Consider the following 23,836-nt stretch of genomic DNA (forward strand, 5'->3'; position numbering starts at 1 on the left):
CGCATTCGAAATGCTCATATTCCACTGATCATTCCGCTTTCTCAGCCGCAAGGCCGCGTCTCGCTCTTGTTTGCGAGTCCTTTGAACCGGCTCTGAGGCTGCAAGCGCCTGATGTTCCACGTGAAACCCGGATAGAACGATGAGCGAAACCCTGATCTCTACTGAAAAACTCACCGCCGCATTGCAGCGTTTTGCCGATGAACGCGACTGGAATCGCTACCATACGCCGCGCGGTCTGATGCTGGCCTTGGTGGGAGAGGTGGGCGAACTGGCGGAAATCTTCCAGTGGCTGAGCGACGAGGAGGCCGCCTCGCTGCGCGAGGACCCGGCGCGCTTCACCCATCTGCAAGAGGAAATTGCCGATGTGTTGCTCTATCTGACGCGGCTGGCGATGGTGACGGGCGTGGATCTGGACGCGGCGGTCCGCGACAAGATGGCCAAGAACGCCATCAAATACCCTGTGCCAACGGCCGGCTGAGCCTAGGTGATGAAAACGGCTAAGCTGAAGCCACGGTACGCGAGTACACGACGCGGCCAGCTTCTATAGTGGATTCAATCAATAGCTGGAATGCATAAATGTCCGAGCAAATCAACCGCCTGCGCCAGATGCTGGAGCAGGCGGAAACCATTGTGGCGCTGACAGGCGCCGGCATGAGCACCGAGTCCGGCATCCCCGACTTCCGTTCCGCCAACGGCCTATGGTCGCGCAGCATGAGCCTGGCCGAGGTGGTGTCCATCGATTATTTCCGCCGCGATCCGGAGTCGTTCTGGCAGGCCTTCCGCGAGATCTTCCGCATCAAGTTGATTGGCGATTACCAGCCCAACGCCGGGCACCAATTCCTGGCGGAACTGGAGCAACAGGGCAAGCGGGTGACGGTGCTGACCCAGAACATTGACGGTCTGCACGCACGCGCCGGCAGCGGCGAAGTATTGGAGCTGCATGGCAGCTTGTTGACCGCTAGTTGTCCCAGTTGCGACACCACCCACGCGCTGGATTACGTGTTGCACCATCCTTTGCCGGTCTGCCGGTTCTGCCACGATGTGCTCAAGCCGGACGTTGTGCTTTACGGCGAGGCGGTGCCCTTGATCGAATTAGCGTTCGACGCCGCCTTGAAGGCGGACCTGCTGTTGGTGATGGGGTCGTCGCTGGAGGTGTCACCGGTCAACTTGATTCCTTTGGAAGCCGTGCAGGCCGGCGTGGCCACCGCCTTGATCAATTACACGCCCACGCGCATGGACCACGTCTTCGACCTGCGCATCATGGGCGGCATTGGGGAGACCTGCCGCGCCTTGGCCGGGGCCTGAGAATCTGTTCAAAGTCCGCTGCGCTGCGTGGAACGCCGCACGGTGAGCGCTCCTTCGAAATGCTCATGTACCGCTCGACCATTCCGCTTTCTCAACTGTTTTCGCCTTGCCCCGCTCTTGCTCGCGAGGCGTTGAACAGGCTCTGAAGAGCTGTTCGCTCCGGCTTGCGGGATTTGGACAGACGCGGAGTGCGCGGGCGGCGGAATAAGGGCGGTTAATCTTCGCATTAAAATTCATTTGGTATTTCTGTGGCAAGCTCCTATCTTTAAACATTTTGCAAAACCGTTGAAAAGGGGAATTTACAAATGGATGCCATTAACTGGAGTCACTGGGCCGATCTGGCGGTGAAAATCGGCCTCAACATTTTGTCGGCCATCTTGCTGTGGCTGGTGGGCCGCTGGCTGATCAATTTCGCTACCCGGATGCTGGACGCCAAGCTGGCCAGCAAGTCGCTGGACCACACTATTCGTCAGTATGTGAAGTCTTTCCTGGATGTGACGCTAACCATTGTGCTGGTGATCGGCATCCTCGGTTTCTTCGGGGTGCAGACCACGACCTTCGCCGCAGTGATCGCCGCCGCCGGCGTGGCGGTTGGCATGGCCTGGAGCGGCTTGCTGGCCAACTTCGCCGCAGGCATCTTCCTGGTGGTATTGCGGCCGTTCAAAGTGGGCGACTTGGTGGGGGTGGCCGGCGTCGTCGGCACGGTCAAGCACATCGGTCTGTTCGCCACCGCGGTGGATACGCCGGACGGGGTGCTGACCTTGATCGGCAACAACAAAATCTTCTCCGATACCATCCAGAACTTCAGTGTCACCGAGCAGCGTCGGGTAGATCTGAAAGCCCAGTTGGCCGCCAGCGCGGACCACGCCGCGGCGATAAGCTTGTTGCGGGAAACGGTGGCCAAGGTGCCCAATGTGCTGGCCAGTCCGGCGCCGGACGTGGGCCTGCTGGAGTTCACGCCCTTGGGGCCAGTGCTGGCGGTGCGGCCTTATTGCAAGCCGCAGGACTATTGGCAGGTGTATTTCGACAGCAATCGCGCGATTCGCGAAACTCTGGTCGCCGGCGGTTTCCCGGCGCCGGAACAGGCGATGGTGGTGCGTCAGAGCTGAGCGCTGCGGGTGCAATGCGACAACGGGGCCGACGGCCCCGTTTTGCTGCGTGCTTGCCGGTTTAGCCGGCGCCGTTCTGGCGCGCGAATTCGTCTGTCTGCCGCTTCAGTTCGGGCAGCAAGCGCTTGCCGATGTCCTCCATCAGCACGGGACCGGTCTCCGCCAGGATTTTGGGCATCAGCCGTAACATCTTGCTGCCGGTCGGGGTTTGGTAGAAGGCGTTCATTTCGCGGATCTCGGCGACGTTGAAATTTCTGCTCAAGGCCTGGACCTGTACTTCATTCATCAATTTGCGCGTTTCTGGGGAGCGGAAATAGGCCTGCTGGATTTTCAGAACCTGCTGCAGGAAGGCGCCGACCTTGTTTTTGCAGCCAGGCGTTTGCGCGCAGTCCGGCAGGTTTTGCCACAGCTGTTGCTCCATCTGCTGCTGCATGGTGGCCTCCATCTGCTGCATCGTCTGCACGATCATCTCGTCGTAGCGCATGGTTTGCAGCAATGCCTTGGCGGCGACGACACTGTCTTCGGCGGCGAGCGAGGGAGAGGAGTGAAGCAGGACGGCGCTCAGGCCGGCGGCGAGAAGGGGGCGAAGGCGCATGGCCGTTTCCTCATCTTGGATGAAACGGCCATGCTGATGGCTTGGGTGAGCAGCGTCAACCGGGCGGTTCGTCTCAGAACCTGTTTACGATCTGCTGCGCTGCGTGAAGCGTTGCACGGTGAGTACAAGCTCAAAATGCTCATGTACCACGTGTACATTCCGCTTTTTCGCTCGTTTTCGCCTTGTCTCGCTCTGGCTCGCGAGATCGTGAACAGGCCCTCAGAACCTGTTTACGATCTGCTACGTGTCGTGGAGCGTTGCACGGTGAATACGACTTCAAAATGCTCATGTACCACCTGCGCATTCCGTTTCTTCAGCCGTTTGCGCCTTTTCTCGCTCTAGCGTGCGGGATGTTAAACACGTTCTCAGGAGGCCGGCGGGAAATCGCCCATATCCTGGCATTGCTCCACCCACAAGGTGTCCGGTCCGGAGTTGGGGATGTACACCTGATTGACCGGCGACGGCGGGTAATTGGCGTCCGGCGCGCAATCGGCGCTTTGGCCGGTGCCCACCGCCACTTGCGCCCCCACTTTGAGTTGGCAGCGCACCATGCGATTGAGCTGGCTCCAGCTTGGGCAGATGGCGTTGGCGGCGCGGTAGGCGGCCACCGAGCCTTGCGGCTGGCTGAAAGACCACCAGCGGCCCAGCCGCGAATTGACCTTATTGTTGTCGTACACGCGGTAGACCGTCACGGTTTGATCCGCCGGCTCCTGGCGTCGCACCTGGCCGGTGCACAAGCCGCCTTTGCCGGGCTGTCCCAATGCGCTGTTCAGCAGATCGGGATTGTCCACCGCGGCCATGCCGGGCAAGGCCGGCTGGATCTGGCCGACACAGCGGTCGTTGCCGGGCGTGGCCGCGCAGCCGAGCAGGAGCGCGCAGGCGGAAGCGAGCAGCCAGTGGCGAGGAGTCAGGGGCATGGAGGGTCTCCTTATTGGATCGTTCGAGTTTTTGGGTTGGCGGCAGTACACCATTTTTGATATTAGAAAATGCGATTGGCATTTTCAATTTGAAACAGGCATAGCCGGCAGAAAGAACGGGCAGGAAAAAAAGAGGGCGTCGACCATGGTCGACGCCCGCAAGCTGTAGGAACACTCGGGTACTACGTTTACAGCAACTTCAATCCGTTCAACTTAGACCTGCTAACAAAACCCCTGATACTGCATTGCGCCTCCTTGCCGTACGACTGGTATTGCCTGCGTCGACGCGCCTTGCCTCAGCCGTAAAACTGAGTTTTGTTAGCGGCTCTTAGGCCACCTGGCGGTTCTTGCCTCCCGGCTTCAGTTCGCTCAGCAACTGCGCCTGTTTGCTCTTGGCTTGCTGGTAGTTGCGCTCCTTGATGTGGCCGAAGCCGCGCACGCCTTCCCAGGTTTTCACCAGCTCCACCGCGCGCGGCAGCGCATCCAGCGTCAGTCCGCTCAGCAAGTCTTCCACCTGCCGCTCAAACTCGCCGATCAGCCGACGCTCCAGCTTGCGGTCGGCCTGCCGGGCAAACGGGTCCAGCAGGGTGTCGCGCAGGAAGCGCAGCTTGGCCAGCCACTTCATGCCGGTCAGCAGCCAGGGGCCGAATGCCACTTTGCGCGGCTGCCCGCCGGTAATCCAGCCGGCGCCGATGTGGAAGCGTAGCTGGTAATCGCCGTCAAACTGCTGCGCCAGCTCGCGCTGGAAGCTGCCGTCTGTGTAGAGCCGGGCCACTTCGTACTCGTCCTTGTACGCCAGCACATGGTAGTAATTCTTGGCCACCGCCAGCGTCAGCGCGCTGCTTGCCGGGTTCAACGCTTCCTCGGTCTGACGCACCCGCGCCACCAGCGCCTTGTAGCGTTCGGCCAGCGCCGCGTTCTGATAGGCGGTCAGCGCGGTGGCGCGATGGTGCAGCACGGCGTCAGGGGTTTCACGTGGAACGAAGGCCACCACCGCCGACGGGCTGACCAGCGCTTCGATTCGCGCCGGATCGTGGGCGGCGTGACGGCCCCAGCTGAAGGCGTCCTGGTTGAACTTGACCGCGGCGCCGTTCAGACGCACCGCTTCCATGATTGCTTCCAGCGTCACCGGCACCAAGCCCTTTTGCCAAGCGTAGCCAAGCATGAACATATTGCTGGCGATGGCGTCGCCCAGCAGGGAGGTGGCCAGCCGGGTGGCGTTGACCTCGCTATAGCGGCCGACGCCGACAGATTCGACGATGGCGTCCTTCATCGCCTTGCTGGGGAAGCGCACATCCGGGTTCTTAAGGAAGGCGCTGGTTGGCGATTCGTAGTTGTTGACGATGGCGTGGCTGAAGCCGTCGCGCATTTTGGCCAGCGCCTCCTCGGCGGCGGTCACCACCAGGTCGCAGCCCAGCACCAGGTTGGCGTCGCCGGCGGCGATGCGCACGGCGTGCAGCTTGTCCTGGCTGTCGGCGATGCGCACATGCGACCACACCGAGCCGCCTTTTTGCGCCAGGCCGGCCATGTCCAGCACGGTGACGCCTTTGCGGTCCAGATAGGCCGCCATGCCCAGCACCTGGCCTATGGTGACCACGCCGGTGCCGCCCACGCCGGTGACCATGATGCTGAACGGTTCGTGGAGTTGCGGGATCGTCGGTTCCGGCAGTGTGGGCATCGCGCTCAGGCTGGCGCTGCTGCCGGCGGATTTCTTCAGCTGGCCGCCTTCCACGGTGACGAAGCTGGGACAGAATCCTTCTACGCAGGAGTAGTCCTTATTGCAACTGGACTGGTCGATCTTGCGCTTGCGGCCCAGCGGGGTTTCCACCGGCAGCACCGACAGACAGCCGGATTTCTGGCCGCAGTCGCCGCAGCCTTCGCATACCTGCTGGTTGATGAAGGCGCGCTTGGCGGGGTCGGGGAAATCGCCGCGTTTGCGGCGGCGACGCTTCTCGGCGGCGCAGGTCTGATCGTGGATCAGGATGCTGGTGCCCTCGACTTCGCGCAGTTCTTTTTGCAGCCGGTCCAGCTCGCGGCGGTGGAATACTTCCACGCCGGCCGCCAAGCCCTGGACGTTCTGGTATTTGTCCGGGTCGTCGCTGGTGATCACGATGCGCTTGATGCCTTCCGCCGCCAGTTGGCGGGTGATCATCGGCACGTCCAGATAACCGTCCACATGCTGGCCGCCTGTCATCGCCACCGCGTCGTTGTACAGAATCTTGTAAGTAATGTTGACCTTGGCGGCCACGGCGGCGCGTATGGCCAGCAGACCGGAGTGGAAATAGGTGCCGTCGCCCAGGTTGGTGAAGATGTGCTTGGTGTGAGTGAACGGCGCCTGGCCCACCCAAGTGATGCCTTCGCCGCCCATCTGGGTGAAGGTTTTGGTGCTGTCGGCCTGAATCCAGTGCGCCATGTAGTGGCAGCCGATGCCGGCGACGGCGCGGCTGCCTTCCGGCACCTTGGTGCTGGTATTGTGCGGACAGCCGGAGCAGTAGTGCGGCACGCGGGCGATGGATTCGCGCGGTTTGACCAGTTGGGCTTCCTTGTCGTCGTAGAACTTCAGCCGGTCGTGGATGATGGGGCTGTCGAAGATCAAGGCCAGCCGGCCGGCGATGGCGCGCGCTATCATCGCCGGGGTCAGTTCGCCGGCGGCCGGCAGCAGCCAGTCGCCGTGGGGCAGCGCCCATTCGCCTTTTTCGGCGAACTTGCCCACCACGCGCGGCCGCACGTCGTCGCGCCAGTTGTACAGCTGCTCTTTCAGCTGGTATTCGATGATCTGGCGTTTTTCCTCCACCACCAGGATTTCTTCCAGTCCTTCGGCGAACTGGCGCACGCCTTCCGGCTCCAGCGGCCACACCATGCCCACCTTGAAGATGCGCAGGCCGATGTCGGCGGCCAACGCCTCGTCTATGCCCAGATCATCCAGCGCCTGCATCACGTCCAGATAACTCTTGCCACAGGTGATGATGCCTAGCCGCGGCTTGGGCGAATCCAGAGTGATGTGGTTCAGATTGTTTTCGCGGGCATAGGCCAGCGCCGCATACAGACGGTGGTGCAGCACGCGTTTTTCCTGCGCCAGCGGCGCGTCCGGCCAGCGGATGTTGAGGCCGTCTTCGGGCAAGGGAAAGTCTTGCGGAATCTTGAACTGCAGCCGCTCCGGCGAGATGTCGACGATGGCCGAGCTTTCAATGGTGTCCGAGATCGCCTTGATGGAGACCCAGCAGCCGGAATAGCGGCTCATCGCCCAGCCGTGCAGGCCGTAATCTATGATTTCTTGCACCCCGGACGGGCTTAGCACTGGAATCATGCTGGCGGCCAGGATGTGGTCGGATTGGTGCGGAAAGGTGGAGGATTTGGCCGCGTGGTCGTCGCCGGCCACCAGCAGCACCCCACCGTAACGGCTGGTGCCGGCGGCGTTGCCGTGCTTGAGCACATCGCCGGAGCGGTCCACGCCCGGGCCCTTGCCGTACCACAGGGAATAGACGCCGTCGTATTTGGCGCCATCGAACATATTCACCTGCTGAGTGCCCCAGACCGCGGTGGCGGCCAGGTCCTCGTTAAGGCCGGGATGGAACACGACATTGTGCTCCTGCAGGTATTTGCCGGCCTTCTGCATGGTTTGGTCTACGTTGCCTAGCGGCGAGCCGCGGTAGCCGGTGACGTAGCCGGCGGTATTCAGCCCGGCGGCGCGGTCGAGTTGTTGTTGCAGCATGGGCAGGCGCACCAGCGCCTGAATCCCGGTCATCAGCACCTGGCCGGTGGGGGCCGTGTATTTTTCTTCCAGGTCTGCGTGGCGGATCGACATGGTTTCTCCTCCTGTCATTCTCGGGCGCGTCCCGCGGGCGCTTGCGCCGCGCTGTGGACGTCCCATCGCTTGTGGCGATGGGGCCGGCCTGCGCCTTGTGGGCGCGTGTGGCCGGCCTTCTCCTTAAGTTTTAGACCCGCTGGCCCGACGCCACCGCCCCTAAGAACATATTTACGATCGTAAACAGCTTCTACCCAGGGCGGCGGCTCGGTGTGTCTGCGCCCGCCGCATGGTTGCGGTCTATGCGGCGCCGACGGCTTCTCCTTTGTTGTCAGCGGTTGAGCTCTATCTCCAGCCGGTGTTGTTTTTGATCGCCGGCTGCTTGGCATGTCGGCGCGGTCCCTGGTCCGGGGCTGGATTCTAGAGTCTTTTCTCTATTTGATCGGACTATAAGTTACGTTTACGTCAACGTCAAAGAGATTGACTGATGTGGACGTAGACTGCGGCGATTGTGCCAGCGCAGCATGCTTGCCATCTGGAAAGTCATTGTTTTAAATAATGAACAATCTGTTGATTGAATAGCGGTTTTTCCGCTGTGGCAATTTGGTTAAGCTGTCATCCTGACCCCCTCCCTTGCTGTGTGAAATTCCATGAGTTCAAATTCTTCTACTTCCGAAAGCGGCCGCGGCGTCGTTTTCACCGTTGCCGCCTTCATCTGTTGGGGTCTGTTTCCTCTGTACTGGAAGCCGCTGCACGATGTCCCGGCTTTGCAAATTCTGTGCCACCGCATTGTTTGGTCGGCGGTGTTCGTCGCTGCGGTGCTGACCGTGCGCAATCATTGGGGCTGGCTGCCGGCGGCGGTGCGCGAACCCCGCAAGCTGGGCATTTTCGGCCTGTCTTCCTTGCTGCTGTCGTTGAACTGGCTGATCTACATCTGGGCGGTGAACGCCGGCCACGTGGTGGAGGGCAGCCTGGGTTACTTCATTAATCCGCTGTTCAACGTGCTGCTGGGCAGGCTCTTTCTGTCCGAGCGTCTGAGCGGTTTGCAGAACACCGCCTTGCTGCTGGCGGCGGGCGGCGTGGCCTGGATCAGCTACAGCGCCGGGGCGTTGCCGTGGATCGCGCTGTCGCTGGCGGCTACCTTCGGCTTGTACGGTCTATTGCGTAAGAAAGCGCCGCTGGCTTCGCTGGAGGGGCTGGCGTTGGAAACCTTCCTGATGACGCCGCTGGCGGCGGGTGCCTTAGTCTGGTTCGAATGGCAGGGACAGGGGGCTTTCGGTCATGGTTCCGCCGTGCAGACCAGCTTGCTGATCGGCGCAGGCGTGGTGACCGCGGTGCCTTTGTTGCTGTTCGCCGCCGGCGCGCGCCGGCTCAAGCTGGCTACGGTGGGAGTGATTCAGTACATCGGCCCCAGCATCCAATTGGCGTTGGGCGTGTTGTTGTTCGGTGAAGCGTTCGACAGCGGTCGTGCCATCGGCTTCGGCCTGATCTGGGCGGCATTGCTGTTGTACTCCATCGCCGGATTACTGCAAATGTGGCAGGGGCGGCGCGCCGCAGCGGCCTGAGTTTTCCCCCGCCAGAGCAGCCCGCGTTTCGCAAGAAACGCGGGCTGTTTTCATTAGGAGAGTTTGCTATAAACCACTCAATGGGCCGTCGCCGGGCACTTCCGGTTCCGGCCCATTGCCGAGCCGAATCCGGCCCGTGTCCGCAGTTCCATAGCACCGAGCGCGGCCGCACCGCGCCGCCGATGCATCGTTATGATGCCGTTGCCGCCCTGATTGCCCCAAAAACAAGCATTCGCTCCGAGCCGCCTTCGTGCTGCCGGCGGCGGAGTGACATGGTCAATATTTTGCAAGGAGGCGCGTCATGGCGCTCTATCTGGTTAGCGTGGTTTTCTTTGGTTCGGACCTTTTGATCCGCTTGGCCCTGCGCGCGCGTTCCCGCGCCTGGGTGGGCGCGGCCTTGGCGGCGGGTTTGTTGCTGGCTTGCATGCTGTATCCGATGCTGAGCGATTGGGCCTTGCCCTATATGCCGGACGAGCACGGCATGCAGATTTACGCGGCGCTGGTGGGCCTGCAACTGGGGCTGACCGACGCGGCCATTTCCACGAGCCTTGCCCGTTATCTGGGCTGGTGGCGCTGAGCGACGAGGCTGGACGGCCGCGTCGGAGGGCGTGGCCGCTGCTGTTTTCGCGTCATGCCATTAGAATGTTTCACGCAGATTATGCTTGACGTCATGCCGGCCCGGTAGCAGACTGCGCAGCGTCGCCAGGCCCCACAAGCTTGACGGCGCATGCCGGACGTCTTTCCGCTCCCCGCGGGCCAGCCGTCCATGATCTTTATCGTTCTTTACAGGTTACGCCATCATGGCATTGTTCTTTATTCCCCTGTCGCGTCACTTGCTGCGCGACATCCTCGGCAACGACCACGCGGCGTCGGCCGATAAGGCATGGCAAGAAAGCCAGGCTCAGCACCAAGATCAACAAATGCAACACCAGCGCCAGGAGCTGGAACAGCGCATTCACCGGCTGAGGCTGGAGAAGGGCGGCTTATGTTGAGCCCCTTGCTCTACAGTCGGCGCCTGATGCTGCGCGATTTCCGCCCGGACGATCACTCGGCCTACACGATGGCGCGCAGCGGCCGCGAGTTCGCTCGTCATTACCCGCCTGAAGAAGTGACGCCGGCGCGCAGCGGGCAATTGTTGCTGCGCTTTTTGGAACAGCAGCGCGACACCCCCCGCCGTGGCTGGCAGCTGGCCATTGTGCGCGGCGAAGACAAGGCGCTGCTGGGCTCGGTGGGCTTGCGCGGGCTGGAGCGCGGCGGCGAAGCCAGCTTCGGCATCGAGCTGGCGGAATCGGCCTGGGGCCAGGGCTACGCGCTGGAAGCGGCGCGGATGATGCTGGACTTCGGCTACCGTCAGCTGGGCTGGCACCGGATCTGGGCCGATTGCGCGCCGGGCAACATCGCCATGTTGCAATTGGCGCGACGGCTGGGTTTCGTGGTGCAGCCGCTGGGCGCGGAGCCGCGGCTGAGCTTGCTGTTGTCGGCGGTGCCGCCTCCGTTCTCGGGCCCTCGGCGCGAAGTGCTGCAATGGGCCGCCGCCAGTTGTTAGGCCCGCTAAAAAACCCCCTGATGCTGCGTTGCACCGACATGTCGCACTCATTGTACTGTCTGCGTCGGCGCGCCTGGCCTCAGCCATAAAACTGAGTTTTGTTAGCGGCTTTTAGAGCCTGTTCAAAGTCTCGCGAGCAAGGGCGAGACAAGGTGAAAACCGTTGAGAAGGCGGAGCGTGCGCACGGTAGATGAGCATTTCGAAGGGGTACTCGCCATGTAAAACTCCACAACGCGCAGCAGATTGTGAACAGGCCCTTAACGATGGGCGCGGCCGGCGCTTGACCCATGTGGAACGCGCGCGCACACTCAATGCAAATTTCATAAACAGACTGTCCCGGCCTGCCGCAAGCGGCTGATGGACAGCACAAAGGAGAGTAGCAAGATGACAGCGATTGCCGAACTGCGCGCGGAGTTCGACCAGCTCAACCGCGATTACCTGGCGGTGCACAAAACCAAGGAAGACCTGTTCTGGGACACCTATATGGCGGTGTCCGACGACCACGACGGTTTCGCCCGCGCCGAAGCCGACTACAAGGCCTTTATCTCCAGTCCGGAGCGGCTGGCGGCGGTGCGCGCGGCCTTGGATCGTTTGCAGGCGCAGCCGGCCGGCGCGGAGCGCGACGCCTTGCTGCACGGCTATCAGGGCTGGCTGGCGCTGTTTGAAAGCAACATCATCGACAGCGCGGCGGCGCAGGAACAGATGCGCCGGCTGATCGAGATGGAGGCCGGGTTGTTCGCCAAGCGCCGCGACCTTGCGCTCAGCCACATCAACGAGCGCGGCGAGCGCGAAGAGGCGACGCTCACCATGCTGGCCATCAATATGGCCACCAACCCGGATCTCGCCGCGCGTAAAAGCTCGCACGACGCCTTGCTCGATCTAGAGCGCTGGGTGCTGGACAACGGCTTTCTCGACATCGTCAAACAGCGCAATGCGCTGGCGCGCAGCCTGGGCTGCGCCGATTATTTTGAGCACAAGGTGCGCAAGAACGAGCAGATGACGTCGGATGAGCTGTTCGCCGTGCTCGACGATTTCGAAGCGCGCACCCGCGACGCGAATCAGCGGGCGCTGCGGCGCTTGGCCGACGACAAAGGCGCGGACGCGCTGCTGCCGTACAATCTGCGCTTCCACATGAGCGGCGACGTGACTCGGCAGATGGATCCCTATCTGCCGTTCTCCAAGGCGGTGGAACGCTGGGTGCTGAGTTTTCGCCGGCTGGGCGTGCAGTATAGGCAGGCCACCATGCAGCTGGACCTGGTGGAGCGCAAAGGCAAGTATCAGAACGGCTTCTGCCACGGGCCGGTGCCCAGCTACTACGACGACGGCCGCTGGGTGCCGGGCCGGATCAACTTCACCGCCGACGCCACGCCGGATCAGGTGGGCAGCGGAGCGCGGGCGATCAATACCTTGTTCCACGAAGGCGGCCATGCCGCTCACTTCGCCAATGTGACCCAGAACGCGCCGTGCTTCTCACAGGAGTTCGCGCCCACCTCGATGGCTTACGCCGAAACTCAGAGCATGTTCTGCGACAGCCTGCTGAACGACGCTGATTGGCTGAAGCGCTACGCCCGCAACGCCGCGGGCGAGGCGATGCCGGACGCGCTGATCCGCGCGCGCATCGAGGCGACCCAGCCTTTCTTCGCCTTCTCCGAGCGGTCCATCGCCGTGGTCGCTTACTTCGAGCGCGAGCTGTACCGGCTGCCGGAAGCGGAACTGACGCCGGAGACGGTGTTGGCGCTGGCGCGCCGCTGCGAACGCGAGATCCTGGGCGTCGAATGCGGCCCGCGGCCACTGTTGGCGATTCCGCATTTGTTGAACCAGGAGTCGGCGGCGTCTTATCACGGCTATTTGCTGGCGCATATGGCGGTGTATCAGACCCGAGCCTACTTCCTGCGCGAATACGGCTACCTGACCGACAACCCGGCGATCGGCCCGCTGCTGGCCGAACATTACTGGGCCCCGGGCAACAGCCTGGATCACGACGCCACTTTGCTGAGCCTGACCGGCGAGCATTTCAACGCGCGATACCTGGCGGAGGCCTGCGACCTCAGCGTGGACGAGGCCTGGCGCGAAGCGGAGCGGCTGATCGCCGCCGCCGCGGAACGGAACTACGCGCGGGATTACCCGGAGCGGCTGGACGCGACGATACGGCTGGTGCACGGCGCCGAGCTGATCGCCGACAACACTGCGGGGGAGGCTGAAATGTGCCGTCGTTTCGAGGCGTGGGTGGGGGAGCGTTATCCGGCCGCGGCGCACTAAGAGCCTGTTCATAATCTGCTGCGCTGCGGCGATACTGCGTTGAAAACACCTTCGAAATGCTCATGTACTGTATGTGCATTCCGCTTTTTCGCTAGTTTTCGCCTTGTCTCGCCTTAGCTGGCGAGATCGTGAACAGGCTCTATAAGAACGCAAAAACGGCAGCCCGCGGGCTGCCGTTGTCTTTGTCTTCGCTCAAGCCTGGCGGTAAATCAGCCGGCCCTCAAACAGTAGTTCGCTGGCGTCCAGCCGGGCGTCGCCGCTGGGCGGCGCGGCGCGCTCGAACACGAAGCGCTGGCCCTGATATTCGATCCAGGCGTTGATCGGCTCGCCCTGGAAACGGCCCAGCACTTCCTCTGAACGGGTGACGAAGGCGTTGTCGGGCAGCACGAAGCCTTGCTGCGCGGTTTCCGCGGGGGCGTCTTCCAGCGCCCAGTTGTCGTCGCCGGGCGGTTGAGGATCGTTGCGGGTGGCCATTTGCAGCCACATGCGGAAGGCCCAGTGCGGGAGAAGCACGCGGTGAACGCGTTTGTCGTCGGTAATCACGCAACGCACCGGAAAGCCGGCGCCGCAGGACGGGCAGCGCGCCTGGGCCGCGAGGAAGATCTTGTCCTGCTGCTTGCTGGCGATACCTTCCATATGCTCCGAGCTCACCATCGCACGGCAGTTGGGGCAGTGTTTACCGAAACGGCGCACGCTGTTGCCGTTGGCAAAGGAAATCGGCAGGAAACGGGAAATCTTGTCGGGTCTGGCCATCGCTAGGGGTTCCGGAACTGAAAAACGCGGTCCGCCGGGCTAGGCGGCCGCGGCGGTTTCGGCCCTCATTATACCCCGGCCTCGGCATGTAAGGGCTCCAGCGTCAAACGGCACGCCATGCGATGGCTGGCTCCGGGAGCCAGCTCTCGGGCATCGTCGCCGGCGTTGGCGGTTTCCACGCAGACGAAATCAAGCCAGGCGGTTGTCGGCAAGTCGCCCAGCAAGGCCGTCTTCTCCGCTGCCGGGTTCCATACCACCACGCTGCCGGCGCCTTCCGCTGTGACGCGAATGCAACGCTGCCAGACCGGGTCGCGGAGCAAGGCGGGCCGCTCGCTGTAAACAATGCTGTCCACTTCGCCGTGAAAGCGGAATTCGCCGTCTGGCCAGTGGCTTTCGCGGCCTGCCACCTTGTCGTGACAGCGTGCGCCGTCCAGGCCGGACAATGTGGCCAGACGCGCGTCGCCCACCGCCAGATAGCTGTGCAGCGCGGCGCTCAGCCGCAGGGGACGATCCCCGTGGTTGCGGGTGCTTAGCGCCGCCTCCACCGCCGTGCTCAGCCGGTATTCTATTTCCGCCGTCAGGCCGTCGTGTTCGGGACCGGAGAGTTTCACGTGGAACGCGCCGGCGTCTTCCCGCACCTCGTCCAGACGCCAGGCTTGCGTGCGCGCCACGCCGTGGGCCGGCTGCGTTGGGTCGTCCGGATGCGGGCCGAACCAGGGCCAGCACAGCGGCACGCCGCCGCGTATGGCCTTGCCCGGCTGGTAGCGCGCCTGCGGCGACAAATACAGCAAGGGTTGCTCGCCGGCGGCGCGGAAGCTGAGCAGTTGGCCGCCCAGCAAGGATATTTCCGCGTGGAAATCCGCTGTGGCAATCACGAGAATATCGACGCCGGGCGCGCGGTTGGACAGCGAGGCGGCGGGAGGCAGGACGACGGACATACGGGTTTCCGGGCAAAAAACCGATGATAGCGCGCTATAGCCAGCGGCGCAGCGTCCACAACGGGCCTATCAGCAGGAATTGCAGGTCGCGAAGGAAGGAGGGCTTCTTGCCTTCGATCGCGTGGCCGACGAACTGGCCGATCCAGGCGACGACGAACAGCGCCAGAGAGAGGAGGGCCAGCGGCAGGCCCGCGCGCGCCGCGGCTTCCAGCGCCAGCAGCATGGGCAGGCACATCGCCGCCATGGCCAGCGCAGGGGTTCGGCCCAGCCGCCAATAGAAGGCCAGGCCGGCGGCCACCGCCAGCCAGGCCGGATTCAGCGGCGCCGGGACGCTGGAGAGCAAACCCAACAGTGCGAACACGATGGCGGGCACGCAGATTTTGTGGATGCGGATATTGACGGGATGGCGGTGACTGAGATCATACTCTTGCAACCATTGCTCAAGCGTCATGTCAGGCCTCGCTAACGGGCGACGGACTTCCATCTTGGCGCAGACGCGGGACGGCGGCAATGCCCGCGGCCGGTTTTGTCTGCGCTGGATCAGGGGCTTGCGAGCCGCCTTGGGCTACAATCCTTTTGCCAACCGTTCAATCTTCTGGGTTCCCAAGGTGTCATCCACAGCACAACCGCGTTATCTGCGCATCAAGGAATACATCCTTGAAGGCATCCGTTCCCGCCAGTTTCTGCCCGGCGGCAAGATTCCGCCCGAGCTGGAGTTGGCGCGCCAGTTCCAAGTGTCGCGCATGACCGTCAACAAGGCGGTGCGCGATCTGGCCGAAGCCGGCATTCTGCTGCGCTTCGCCGGCGACGGCACTTATGTGGCCGAGCGCAAAGCCGAATCGCCTTTGCTGGACATCAATAATATCTCCGAGGAAATCGAGGCGCGCGGCCACCGCCACAGCGCCGACGTTTACGAACTCAAGGCCGTGCTCGCCACCGAGGACGTGGCTTTGCGCCTGGGAGTGAAGGAAGGCAGCACGGTATTCCGCTCCTTGATCGTGCACCGTGAGGACGACGTCGCCATTCAGTTGGAAGACCGCTACGTCAACCCGGCCTTCGCGCCGGATTACCTGGAACAGGATTTCAGCAGCCGCACGCCCAACGACTACCTGATGAAAAATTGTCCGCTGACCGATATCGAGCACAGCGTGGAAGCGGTGCTGCCCAGCGCGGCGGAGCAGGCAATGCTGGACATGACGGCGCGCGAACCCTGCCTGTTGGTTTTACGCCGCACCTGGTCGCACAAGAAGCTGGTCAGCTTTGCGCGGCTGACCCATCCGGGCTCGCGCTACAAGCTGCGTTCGCAAACCCGGGTTAAGCGCTAAGCGCTCGCCCCGTCGCGCCTGCTGGCGCGCCGTGTTGCAATGTATATACAAATAAGCGTTGAGTTTTCATGTTCGCACAAGCCGCCTTTGGGCGGCTTTTTTGTTGCCATGCAGCATCAAATGATTGTCCTATAAGCAAAATCTGCCAATTCGGCTATTTACAAAAATCACGACTCCAAACTTGACAGGGGGTTTGGATAGGATTAATTGTATATACAAATAACCCGCAGCGAGCCCACCATGAGTCAAGCCGAAACGGATCGCCGCAGCCTGTGGATCAACGCCAGGCTGGCGACGATGGACCCCAGCCTCCCGGCGCCTTACGGCGCGTTGGAAGGCCATGCGCTTTTGCTGGAAGCCGGCCGCATTGTCGCGTTGCCGGCGGCCGCCGACATTGACCCCGCGGGCTTCGACGGCGCGGTGATCGACGCCAAGGGCGCTTGGATCACCCCAGGCTTCATCGATTGTCACACCCACTTGGTTTACGGCGGTAACCGCGCCGCCGAATGGGAAAAGCGCCTCAACGGCGTGCCTTACCAACAGATCGCCGCCGAGGGCGGCGGCATTGTCTCCACCGTGCGCGCCACTCGGGCGCTGGACGAAGCCGGCCTGGCCGCCGCCGCTAAGCCGCGGCTGCGCGCGCTGATGGCCGAGGGCGTGACCACGGTGGAAATCAAGTCTGGCTACGGCTTGAGCCTGGAAGACGAACTCAAGCAGTTGCGCGCGGCGCGGCGTTTGCGGGACGAACTGCCGGTGGAGGTGTCCGCCACCCTGCTGGCCGCCCACGCCTTGCCGCCGGAGTTCGCCGGCCGCGCCGACGCCTACATCGACCACATCGTCGACGCCATCCTGCCTGCCGCAGCCAGCGCCGGCTTGGCCGAGGCGGTGGACGCTTTCTGCGAAAGCGTGGGATTCAGCCCGGCGCAGACCCGCCGCGTGTTCGAGGCGGCGCGCGCCCACGGCCTCAAGATCAAAGGTCATGTCGAGCAGCTGTCCAATCTGCACGGCGCCGAACTGGTGGCCGAGTTCGGCGGCTGGTCCGCCGATCACGTTGAATACCTGGACGCCGCCGGCGTGGCCGCGTTGAAGGCCGCCGGCACCGTGGCGGTGCTGCTGCCGGGCGCCTTCTATTTCCTGCGCGAGACCCAGAAACCGCCGGTGGAACTGCTGCGCGCCGCCGGCGTGCCGATGGCGGTGTCCACCGACCTCAATCCCGGCACCAGCCCGTTCGCCTCCATCCGGCTGGCGATGAACCAGGCCTGCGTCCTATTCGGCCTGACGCCGGAAGAGGCGCTGGCCGGCGTTACCCGTCACGCGGCGCAGGCGCTGGGCCGCGGCGCCAGCCACGGCCGGCTGGCCACAGGCTATGTAGCCGACTTGTTGGTGTGGGACATCGATTCGCCGGCCGAGATCTTTTACGGCCTGGGCGACAATCCTTTGCGTCAGCGCGTGTTCCGCGGCGTGGCGCAGCATATGAAAGGCTGTTGAAGCATGAGCGTGGACATGACTGTTTGGAGCGGCCGGATCGACGCCGGCGAGGGTGATCTGGCGCGGCGCTGGCATCAAGTGGCGCAGCCCTACGCCGCCGGGCTGGAGCCGGGCGTCGGCATCGTCGGCTTTGCCTGCGACGAGGGCGTGCGCCGCAACCAGGGCCGCGTCGGCGCGGCCGCCGGGCCGACGGCGATCCGCAAGGCGCTGGCCAATCTGGCCTGGCACCAGGCGCTGCCTTTGTGCGACGCCGGCGACGTGGCCTGCGCCGACGGCGACCTGGACGCCGCGCAGGCGCGGCTGGGCGAACAAGTGCGGCGGCTGCGCGTCGACGGTCATTTCCCGCTGGTGCTGGGCGGCGGTCACGAAACCGCCTACGGCACTTGGCGCGGCTTGGCGGCGGCGCATCCGGGCAAGGTGATCGGCATTGTCAATTTCGATGCCCATTTTGACCTCCGTGAAGCGGCCGAAGCCACTTCCGGCACGCCGTTCGCCCAAATCGCCGCCGACTGCGCGCAAGCCGGCCGGCCTTTCCACTATCTGTGCCTGGGCGTGGCAGAGCCGTCCAACACCCAAGCGCTGTTCGCCCGGGCCCGCGCGCTGGGCGTGCAATGGACCTTGGACAGCGACATGACGCTGGATACCTTGTCCACGGTGCGCGGCGCGATGATGGCCTTCGTCGATCAGGTGGACATCGTCTACCTGACCATAGATCTGGATGTATTGCCCGCCAGCGTGATGCCGGCGGTTTCCGCCCCCGCCGCCATGGGGGTGGCGCTGCCAGTGGTTGAGGCCCTGGTCCGGCGCCTGGCCGAAAGCGGCAAATTGGCGGCCGCCGACCTGGTGGAATTGAACCCGGCCTTCGACATCGACAGCCACGGCGCCAAGACCGCCGCCCGGTTGGCATGGAGCATAGGCCGGCATCTGAAACAAGCCTGAACCCGATAGTAGCGATAGCGTCATTCCCCGCCCGCCGGGTCACAACCGGCGGCGGGCTTACAAAGGAGAATACCGATGTCCGACCCGCGTTTTGATCCGACCCGCCACATCCGCGCGCCGCGCGGAGCCGAATTGACTTGCAAGAGCTGGCTGACCGAAGCCGCCTACCGCATGATCCAGAACAATCTGGACGCGGAAGTGGCCGAGCACCCGCAAAGCCTGGTGGTGTACGGCGGCATTGGCCGCGCCGCCCGCGACTGGAAGTGCTACGACACCATCCTGGACGTGCTCAAGCGTCTGGAGGACGACGAAACCCTGCTGGTGCAATCCGGCAAGCCGGTGGGCGTGTTCAAGACCCACGCCGACGCGCCGCGCGTTTTGATCGCCAACTCCAATCTGGTGCCGCACTGGGCCAATTGGGAGCACTTCAACGAGCTGGATAAGAAGGGCCTGATGATGTACGGCCAGATGACTGCCGGCTCGTGGATCTACATCGGTTCGCAAGGCATTGTGCAGGGGACCTACGAAACCTTCTTCTCCGTGGCTAACCAGCACTTCGACGGCAAGCCGCAAGGCCGCTGGATTCTGACCGGCGGCCTGGGCGGCATGGGCGGCGCCCAGCCGCTGGCCGCCACCATGGCCGGCTTCAGCATGATCGCCGTCGAATGCGACGAGACCCGCATCGATTTCCGTCTGAAAACCCGTTATGTGGACCGCAAGGCCAAGACCCTGGACGAGGCGCTGGCCATCCTTGACGAGGCCAAGCACAGCGGCAAGGCGGTGTCTGTGGGCCTGTTGGGCAACGCCGCCGACGTGTTCACGGAGCTGGTTGAACGCGGCATCACTCCGGACGTGGTCACCGACCAGACCTCGGCCCACGACCCGGTGCACGGCTATCTGCCGCAGGGTTGGACGGTGGAGCAATGGCGCGCCAAGCAGAAAACGTCCGCCGCCGAAATCACCGCCGCCGCCAAGCAGTCGATGGCGGTGCAAGTGCGCGCGATGCTGACTCTGCAACAACGCGGCGCCGCCACGCTGGACTACGGCAACAACATCCGCCAGATGGCGCTGGAAGAAGGCGTGGCCAATGCGTTCGACTTCCCCGGCTTCGTGCCGGCCTATGTGCGCCCGCTGTTCTGCGAAGGCATCGGCCCCTTCCGCTGGGTGGCGCTGTCCGGCGATCCGGAAGACATCTACAAGACCGACCAGAAGGTCAAGGAATTGATTCCGGACGATCCGCACCTGCATAACTGGCTGGATATGGCCAAGGAGCGCATCAGCTTCCAGGGCTTGCCGGCGCGCATTTGCTGGGTGGGCCTGAAGGACCGCGCCCGCCTGGGCCTGGCCTTCAACGAGATGGTCAAGAACGGCGAGCTCAAAGCGCCCATCGTGATTGGCCGCGACCACCTTGACTCTGGTTCGGTTGCCTCGCCCAACCGCGAGACCGAAAGCATGAAGGACGGTTCCGACGCCGTGTCCGATTGGCCTTTGCTGAACGCCTTGCTCAACACCGCCGGCGGCGCCACCTGGGTGTCGCTGCATCACGGCGGCGGCGTGGGCATGGGCTTCTCCCAGCACTCCGGCGTGGTCATCGTCTGCGACGGCAGCGACGCCGCCGCCAAGCGGGTGGGCCGCGTGCTGCGCAACGATCCGGGCACCGGCGTGATGCGTCACGCCGACGCCGGCTATGAGATCGCCGAGAACTGCGCGAGAGAGCAGGGATTGGACCTGCCGATGCTGAAGCGCTGAGAACTTATGTTCTGAAGGTAGGGATGCCGCCGCCGCGCTCACGCAGGCGGCGGCTGACGGCAGCCGGGAAGGCCCGGCTGCCGTGGCTCCGCACGACAAGCTTGTACAAATAAGCGGCGGAGCAGGCAATCGTCTTGCAAAGGAAAAAAACGGTCATGTTGTTCTTGCGCGTTCGTTAGAGACGCGTCGGCGCGCTCGCGCCCGCAGTCCACATGGTTTCGTCATGACCTGGCGCTGATTCCGCGTCTTGGTCTTGTGATCCGTCCACGCTGGCTCTACAGTTTGCCGGCGCTGGGTTGCGCAACGAAACATGTCGGGCCGCGGAATGCGGCGTAGCGGGCGCATCCGCGTTCGGCCGGCAAGCGCAGCCATGCCCAGGAGGAGAGAGATGCAGACACAAACACTGACGCGCGGTCTGACCGCCCGTCACATCCGTTTCATGGCGCTGGGGTCGGCCATCGGCACCGGCTTGTTCTACGGTTCGGCGGCGGCGATACAGATGGCCGGTCCGGCGGTATTGCTGGCTTATTTGATCGGCGGCGCGGCTGTCTACATGGTGATGCGCGCGCTGGGCGAGATGGCGGTGCATAACCCGGTGGCGGGCTCCTTCGGCCATTACGCCACTAGCTACCTTGGCCCCTTGGCCGGGGTGATCACGGGTTGGACCTACGCTTTCGAGATGATCATCGTCTGCCTGGCCGACGTGACCGCCTTCGGCATCTATATGAGTTTGTGGTTTCCGGAAGTGGATCGTTGGATCTGGGTGCTGAGCATCATCTTCTTCATTGGCGCCTTGAACCTATGCAGCGTCAAGGTGTTCGGCGAAATGGAGTTCTGGCTGTCCATCGTCAAGGTGGGGGCCATTGTTGCGATGATCATCGGCGGCGTGGCCATCATCCTGTTCGGCTTCGGCAGCGCCGAGGCCAGCGGTCTGCACAATTTGTGGTCGCACGGCGGCTTCATGCCCAATGGCTGGGGCGGGGTGGTCGCCTCGCTGGCGGTGGTGATGTTCGCCTTTGGCGGCATCGAAATCATCGGCATTTCCGCCGGCGAGGCGCAGGACCCGCAGCGCACCATACCGCGCGCGATCAATGCGGTGCCGGTTCGCATTCTGTTGTTCTACGTGCTGACGCTGACTGTGCTGATGTCCATCTTCCCATGGCCGCAGATCGGCAGCCAGGGCAGCCCCTTCGTGCAGATTTTCGAAAGCCTGGGCATTCCCGCCGCCGCGCACATTCTCAACGCGGTGGTGATCTCGGCGGCGATTTCGGCGATCAACAGCGACATTTTCGGCGCTGGCCGCATGCTGTACGGCATGGCGCGTCAGGGCCAGGCGCCGCAGAGCTTCGCCAAGCTGTCGGCCAACGGCGTGCCGTGGATGACGGTGCTGGTCATGGCCGCCGCCTTGCTGGCAGGCGTGGTGCTCAACTACCTGATGCCCAAGGATGTGTTCTTGTTGATCGCCTCCATCGCCACCTTCGCCACGGTGTGGGTGTGGCTGATGATCTTGTTGTCTCAGGTGGCGATGCGCCGCCAGATGAGCAAAGAGCAGGCCGCGGAACTGAAATTCCCGGTGCCGTTCTGGCCGTACGCCCCGCTGGCGGCGATTGGCTTCATGCTGTTCGTGATCGGCGTGCTTGGTTACTTCGAGGATACCCGCTCCGCGCTGTTGGTGGGCATGGTGTGGGTGGCGCTGGTGGTGGCTGGACATTTCCTGTGGAGCCGAGTGCTGGCGCCCGGCGTGGAGGCGCAGGCTCAGCGCGACGCCGCATAAAGGCTAGGCGCAAGGTTTTTATCCGGCGGGCGCGGGCTCGCCGGAACATTCAAGCCGCTTGCCGGCAGAGCGCGATAACACCAAAACAGCGCTCACCGCGGCGAGCGGCGCTGCAAACGTTTTAGAAGGAGAATCTCAAGATGGTATTGAACATTGTTCCCGGCACGCTCAGTCTGGCCGAGCTGCGTCGCGTTTCACGTGAAACCGGTTTGCAACTGCAACTGGATCCGTCCAGCCACGCCGCCATCGACGCCTCCGCCGCCACCGTGGCGCGGGTGCTGTCCGAAGGCCGCACCGCTTACGGCATCAACACTGGTTTCGGCTTGCTGGCTAACACCCGCATCGCGCCGGAAGAGCTGGAATTGCTGCAGCGCTCCATCGTGCTCTCCCACGCCGCCGGCATCGGCGCGCCGATGGACGAATCCACCGTGCGGCTGGTGATGGCTTTGAAGATCAACTCGCTGGCGCGCGGTTTTTCCGGCATCCGCCGGTTGGTGATCGAAGCGCTGATCACCCTGTTTAACCAACGCATCTACCCGGTGATTCCGCAGAAGGGCTCAGTGGGCGCGTCCGGCGATTTGGCGCCGCTGTCGCATATGAGCGCGGTGTTGATCGGCGAGGGTGAAGCCTTCGTCAACGGCACCCGCGTGCCGGGCGCGGTGGCAATGCGTTCCGCCGGCCTGGAGCCGATTACCCTGGCGCCCAAGGAAGGCCTGGCTTTGCTGAACGGCACTCAGGCATCCACCGCCTTCGCGCTGGAAGGCCTGTTCGCCGCGGAAGACCTGTACGCCTCGGCCTCGGTGGCCGGCGCGCTGTCAGTGGAAGCCGCGCTGGGCAGCCGCACGCCGTTCGACGAGCGCATCCACGCGGTGCGCGGCCACGCCGGCCAGATCGACGCCGCCCGCATTTACCGCAGCCTGCTGGAGCATAGCGAGATCGAGCGTTCGCACGAGAACTGCGGCAAGGTGCAGGATCCGTATTCGCTGCGCTGCCAGCCGCAAGTGATGGGCGCCTGCCTGACCCAGATTCGCCAAGCTGCCGCGGTGCTGACGGTGGAAGCCAACTCGGTGTCCGACAACCCGCTGGTGTTCGCCGCGGACAACGACATCCTGTCCGGCGGCAACTTCCACGCCGAGCCGGTGGCCTTCGCCGCCGACAACCTGGCCTTGGCGCTGGCCGAAATCGGCTCGCTGTCCGAACGCCGGATGGCGCTGCTGATCGACAGCAATCTGTCCAAGCTGCCGCCCTTCCTGGTCAACAACGGCGGGGTCAACTCCGGCTTCATGATCGCCCAGGTCACCGGCGCGGCCTTGGCTTCGGAAAACAAATCGCTGGCGCATCCTGCCTCGGTGGACAGCCTGCCTACCTCGGCCAACCAGGAGGACCACGTGTCCATGGCCACTTTCGCCGGCCGCCGTCTGCGCGACATGGCCGGCAACACCGCCGGCATCCTGGCGGTGGAACTGCTGGCCGCTTGCCAGGGCGTGGACTTCCGCGCGCCGCACAAGACCTCGGCCAAGCTGGAAGCGGCCAAGGCGGAGTTGCGCGAGCAAGTGAGCTTCTACGACAAGGACCGCTACTTCGCGCCTGACATCGAGAAAGCCGCCGCGCTGGTGGCCAGCGGTTCCTACAACCGCTTCGTCGAGCCCGGCCTGCTGCCGTCGCTGTAATAACTTGTTCACAGTCTCGCGAGCAAGGACGAGACAAGGCGGAAACAGCTGAGAAAGCGAAGTGTTTTCAACGCCGTCTCGCCGATGCGCAGTAGACCTTGAACAGGTTCGGCCGCCAACCGCGTAAACGGAAAGCGGAGCTTGTAAAACGCCGGCTCC

20 protein-coding genes are annotated in these 23,836 nt (G+C 63.4%); 14 read left to right on the plus strand and 6 right to left on the minus strand.

What is annotated here, in order from left to right; genetic code table 11:
• Positions 1-139: 139 nt before the first annotated feature.
• From ACUXV1_RS12710 to ACUXV1_RS12720, 3 genes are all read left to right on the plus strand, one after another.
• Positions 140-478: a nucleotide pyrophosphohydrolase gene (locus tag ACUXV1_RS12710; RefSeq protein WP_043640400.1), complete on the plus strand. Its 339-nt coding sequence runs from the start codon at positions 140-142 to the stop codon at positions 476-478.
• 98 nt (positions 479-576) lie between these two features.
• The gene (locus tag ACUXV1_RS12715) at positions 577-1,305 is read left to right on the plus strand and encodes an NAD-dependent protein deacylase (RefSeq protein WP_446015553.1); all 729 of its coding nucleotides are present in this window, start codon (positions 577-579) and stop codon (positions 1,303-1,305) included.
• Positions 1,306-1,610: 305 nt separating this feature from the next.
• Entirely contained in the window at positions 1,611-2,414 is an 804-nt protein-coding gene (locus ACUXV1_RS12720; RefSeq protein ID WP_043640392.1) for a mechanosensitive ion channel family protein, read from the plus strand.
• A gap of 61 nt (positions 2,415-2,475) precedes the next feature.
• Here the strand turns inward: ACUXV1_RS12720 and ACUXV1_RS12725 are convergent, their stop codons facing one another.
• From ACUXV1_RS12725 to ACUXV1_RS12735, 3 genes are all read right to left on the minus strand, one after another.
• On the minus strand, positions 2,476-3,009 hold the full coding sequence (locus ACUXV1_RS12725) for a DUF2059 domain-containing protein (RefSeq protein ID WP_194427328.1): 534 nt from the start codon (positions 3,007-3,009) through the stop codon (positions 2,476-2,478).
• Positions 3,010-3,374: 365 nt separating this feature from the next.
• On the minus strand, positions 3,375-3,926 hold the full coding sequence (locus ACUXV1_RS12730) for a hypothetical protein (RefSeq protein ID WP_043640386.1): 552 nt from the start codon (positions 3,924-3,926) through the stop codon (positions 3,375-3,377).
• A gap of 328 nt (positions 3,927-4,254) precedes the next feature.
• A complete protein-coding gene (locus ACUXV1_RS12735; RefSeq protein ID WP_446015554.1) occupies positions 4,255-7,731 on the minus strand; it encodes an indolepyruvate ferredoxin oxidoreductase family protein in 3,477 nt (1,158 codons plus the stop codon).
• Between the two features lie 590 nt (positions 7,732-8,321).
• Between ACUXV1_RS12735 and rarD the strand changes: the two genes are divergently transcribed.
• From rarD to ACUXV1_RS12760, 5 genes are all read left to right on the plus strand, one after another.
• Positions 8,322-9,236, plus strand: coding sequence for an EamA family transporter RarD (gene rarD / locus ACUXV1_RS12740; RefSeq protein WP_446015555.1), 915 nt, complete (start codon positions 8,322-8,324; stop codon positions 9,234-9,236).
• A gap of 301 nt (positions 9,237-9,537) precedes the next feature.
• Entirely contained in the window at positions 9,538-9,813 is a 276-nt protein-coding gene (locus tag ACUXV1_RS12745; RefSeq protein WP_019100417.1) for a hypothetical protein, read from the plus strand.
• Between the two features lie 223 nt (positions 9,814-10,036).
• Positions 10,037-10,228 carry a hypothetical protein gene (locus ACUXV1_RS12750; protein ID WP_162788108.1) on the plus strand — a complete coding sequence of 64 codons (192 nt, stop codon included), beginning with the start codon at positions 10,037-10,039 and terminating at the stop codon, positions 10,226-10,228.
• Positions 10,222-10,782 (plus strand): GNAT family N-acetyltransferase, encoded by a 561-nt coding sequence (locus tag ACUXV1_RS12755; RefSeq protein WP_052370751.1) that lies wholly within the window; start codon positions 10,222-10,224, stop codon positions 10,780-10,782. Before ACUXV1_RS12750 ends, ACUXV1_RS12755 begins: the two co-directional genes overlap by 7 nt.
• A 384-nt stretch (positions 10,783-11,166) precedes the next feature.
• On the plus strand, positions 11,167-13,041 hold the full coding sequence (locus ACUXV1_RS12760) for a M3 family metallopeptidase (RefSeq protein ID WP_446015556.1): 1,875 nt from the start codon (positions 11,167-11,169) through the stop codon (positions 13,039-13,041).
• 192 nt (positions 13,042-13,233) lie between these two features.
• Here the strand turns inward: ACUXV1_RS12760 and ACUXV1_RS12765 are convergent, their stop codons facing one another.
• The 3 genes from ACUXV1_RS12765 to ACUXV1_RS12775 all read right to left on the minus strand — a co-directional run bounded on the left by ACUXV1_RS12765 (position 13,234) and on the right by ACUXV1_RS12775 (position 15,183).
• Complete coding sequence (locus ACUXV1_RS12765) at positions 13,234-13,794, minus strand: hypothetical protein (RefSeq protein WP_043640372.1); 561 nt, start codon at positions 13,792-13,794, stop codon at positions 13,234-13,236.
• Positions 13,795-13,862: 68 nt separating this feature from the next.
• Positions 13,863-14,732 carry a D-hexose-6-phosphate mutarotase gene (locus tag ACUXV1_RS12770; protein WP_446015557.1) on the minus strand — a complete coding sequence of 290 codons (870 nt, stop codon included), beginning with the start codon at positions 14,730-14,732 and terminating at the stop codon, positions 13,863-13,865.
• Positions 14,733-14,766: 34 nt separating this feature from the next.
• Positions 14,767-15,183 carry an Mpo1 family 2-hydroxy fatty acid dioxygenase gene (locus ACUXV1_RS12775; RefSeq protein WP_043640366.1) on the minus strand — a complete coding sequence of 139 codons (417 nt, stop codon included), beginning with the start codon at positions 15,181-15,183 and terminating at the stop codon, positions 14,767-14,769.
• Between the two features lie 157 nt (positions 15,184-15,340).
• Between ACUXV1_RS12775 and hutC the strand changes: the two genes are divergently transcribed.
• The 6 genes from hutC to hutH all read left to right on the plus strand — a co-directional run bounded on the left by hutC (position 15,341) and on the right by hutH (position 23,677).
• Complete coding sequence (hutC, locus tag ACUXV1_RS12780) at positions 15,341-16,057, plus strand: histidine utilization repressor (protein ID WP_019104164.1); 717 nt, start codon at positions 15,341-15,343, stop codon at positions 16,055-16,057.
• Positions 16,058-16,297: 240 nt separating this feature from the next.
• Positions 16,298-17,545 (plus strand): imidazolonepropionase, encoded by a 1,248-nt coding sequence (gene hutI, locus ACUXV1_RS12785; protein ID WP_446015558.1) that lies wholly within the window; start codon positions 16,298-16,300, stop codon positions 17,543-17,545.
• A gap of 15 nt (positions 17,546-17,560) precedes the next feature.
• Positions 17,561-18,484, plus strand: coding sequence for a formimidoylglutamase (gene hutG, locus ACUXV1_RS12790; RefSeq protein ID WP_114154891.1), 924 nt, complete (start codon positions 17,561-17,563; stop codon positions 18,482-18,484).
• 75 nt (positions 18,485-18,559) lie between these two features.
• Positions 18,560-20,233 carry a urocanate hydratase gene (hutU, locus tag ACUXV1_RS12795; RefSeq protein ID WP_019104161.1) on the plus strand — a complete coding sequence of 558 codons (1,674 nt, stop codon included), beginning with the start codon at positions 18,560-18,562 and terminating at the stop codon, positions 20,231-20,233.
• Positions 20,234-20,621: 388 nt separating this feature from the next.
• Positions 20,622-22,007 carry an amino acid permease gene (locus tag ACUXV1_RS12800; protein WP_043640356.1) on the plus strand — a complete coding sequence of 462 codons (1,386 nt, stop codon included), beginning with the start codon at positions 20,622-20,624 and terminating at the stop codon, positions 22,005-22,007.
• A 140-nt stretch (positions 22,008-22,147) separates the two neighbouring features.
• Positions 22,148-23,677, plus strand: coding sequence for a histidine ammonia-lyase (gene hutH, locus ACUXV1_RS12805; protein WP_043640353.1), 1,530 nt, complete (start codon positions 22,148-22,150; stop codon positions 23,675-23,677).
• Positions 23,678-23,836: the final 159 nt, after the last annotated feature.

The organism is Chromobacterium sp. W521 (assembly GCF_052805975.1).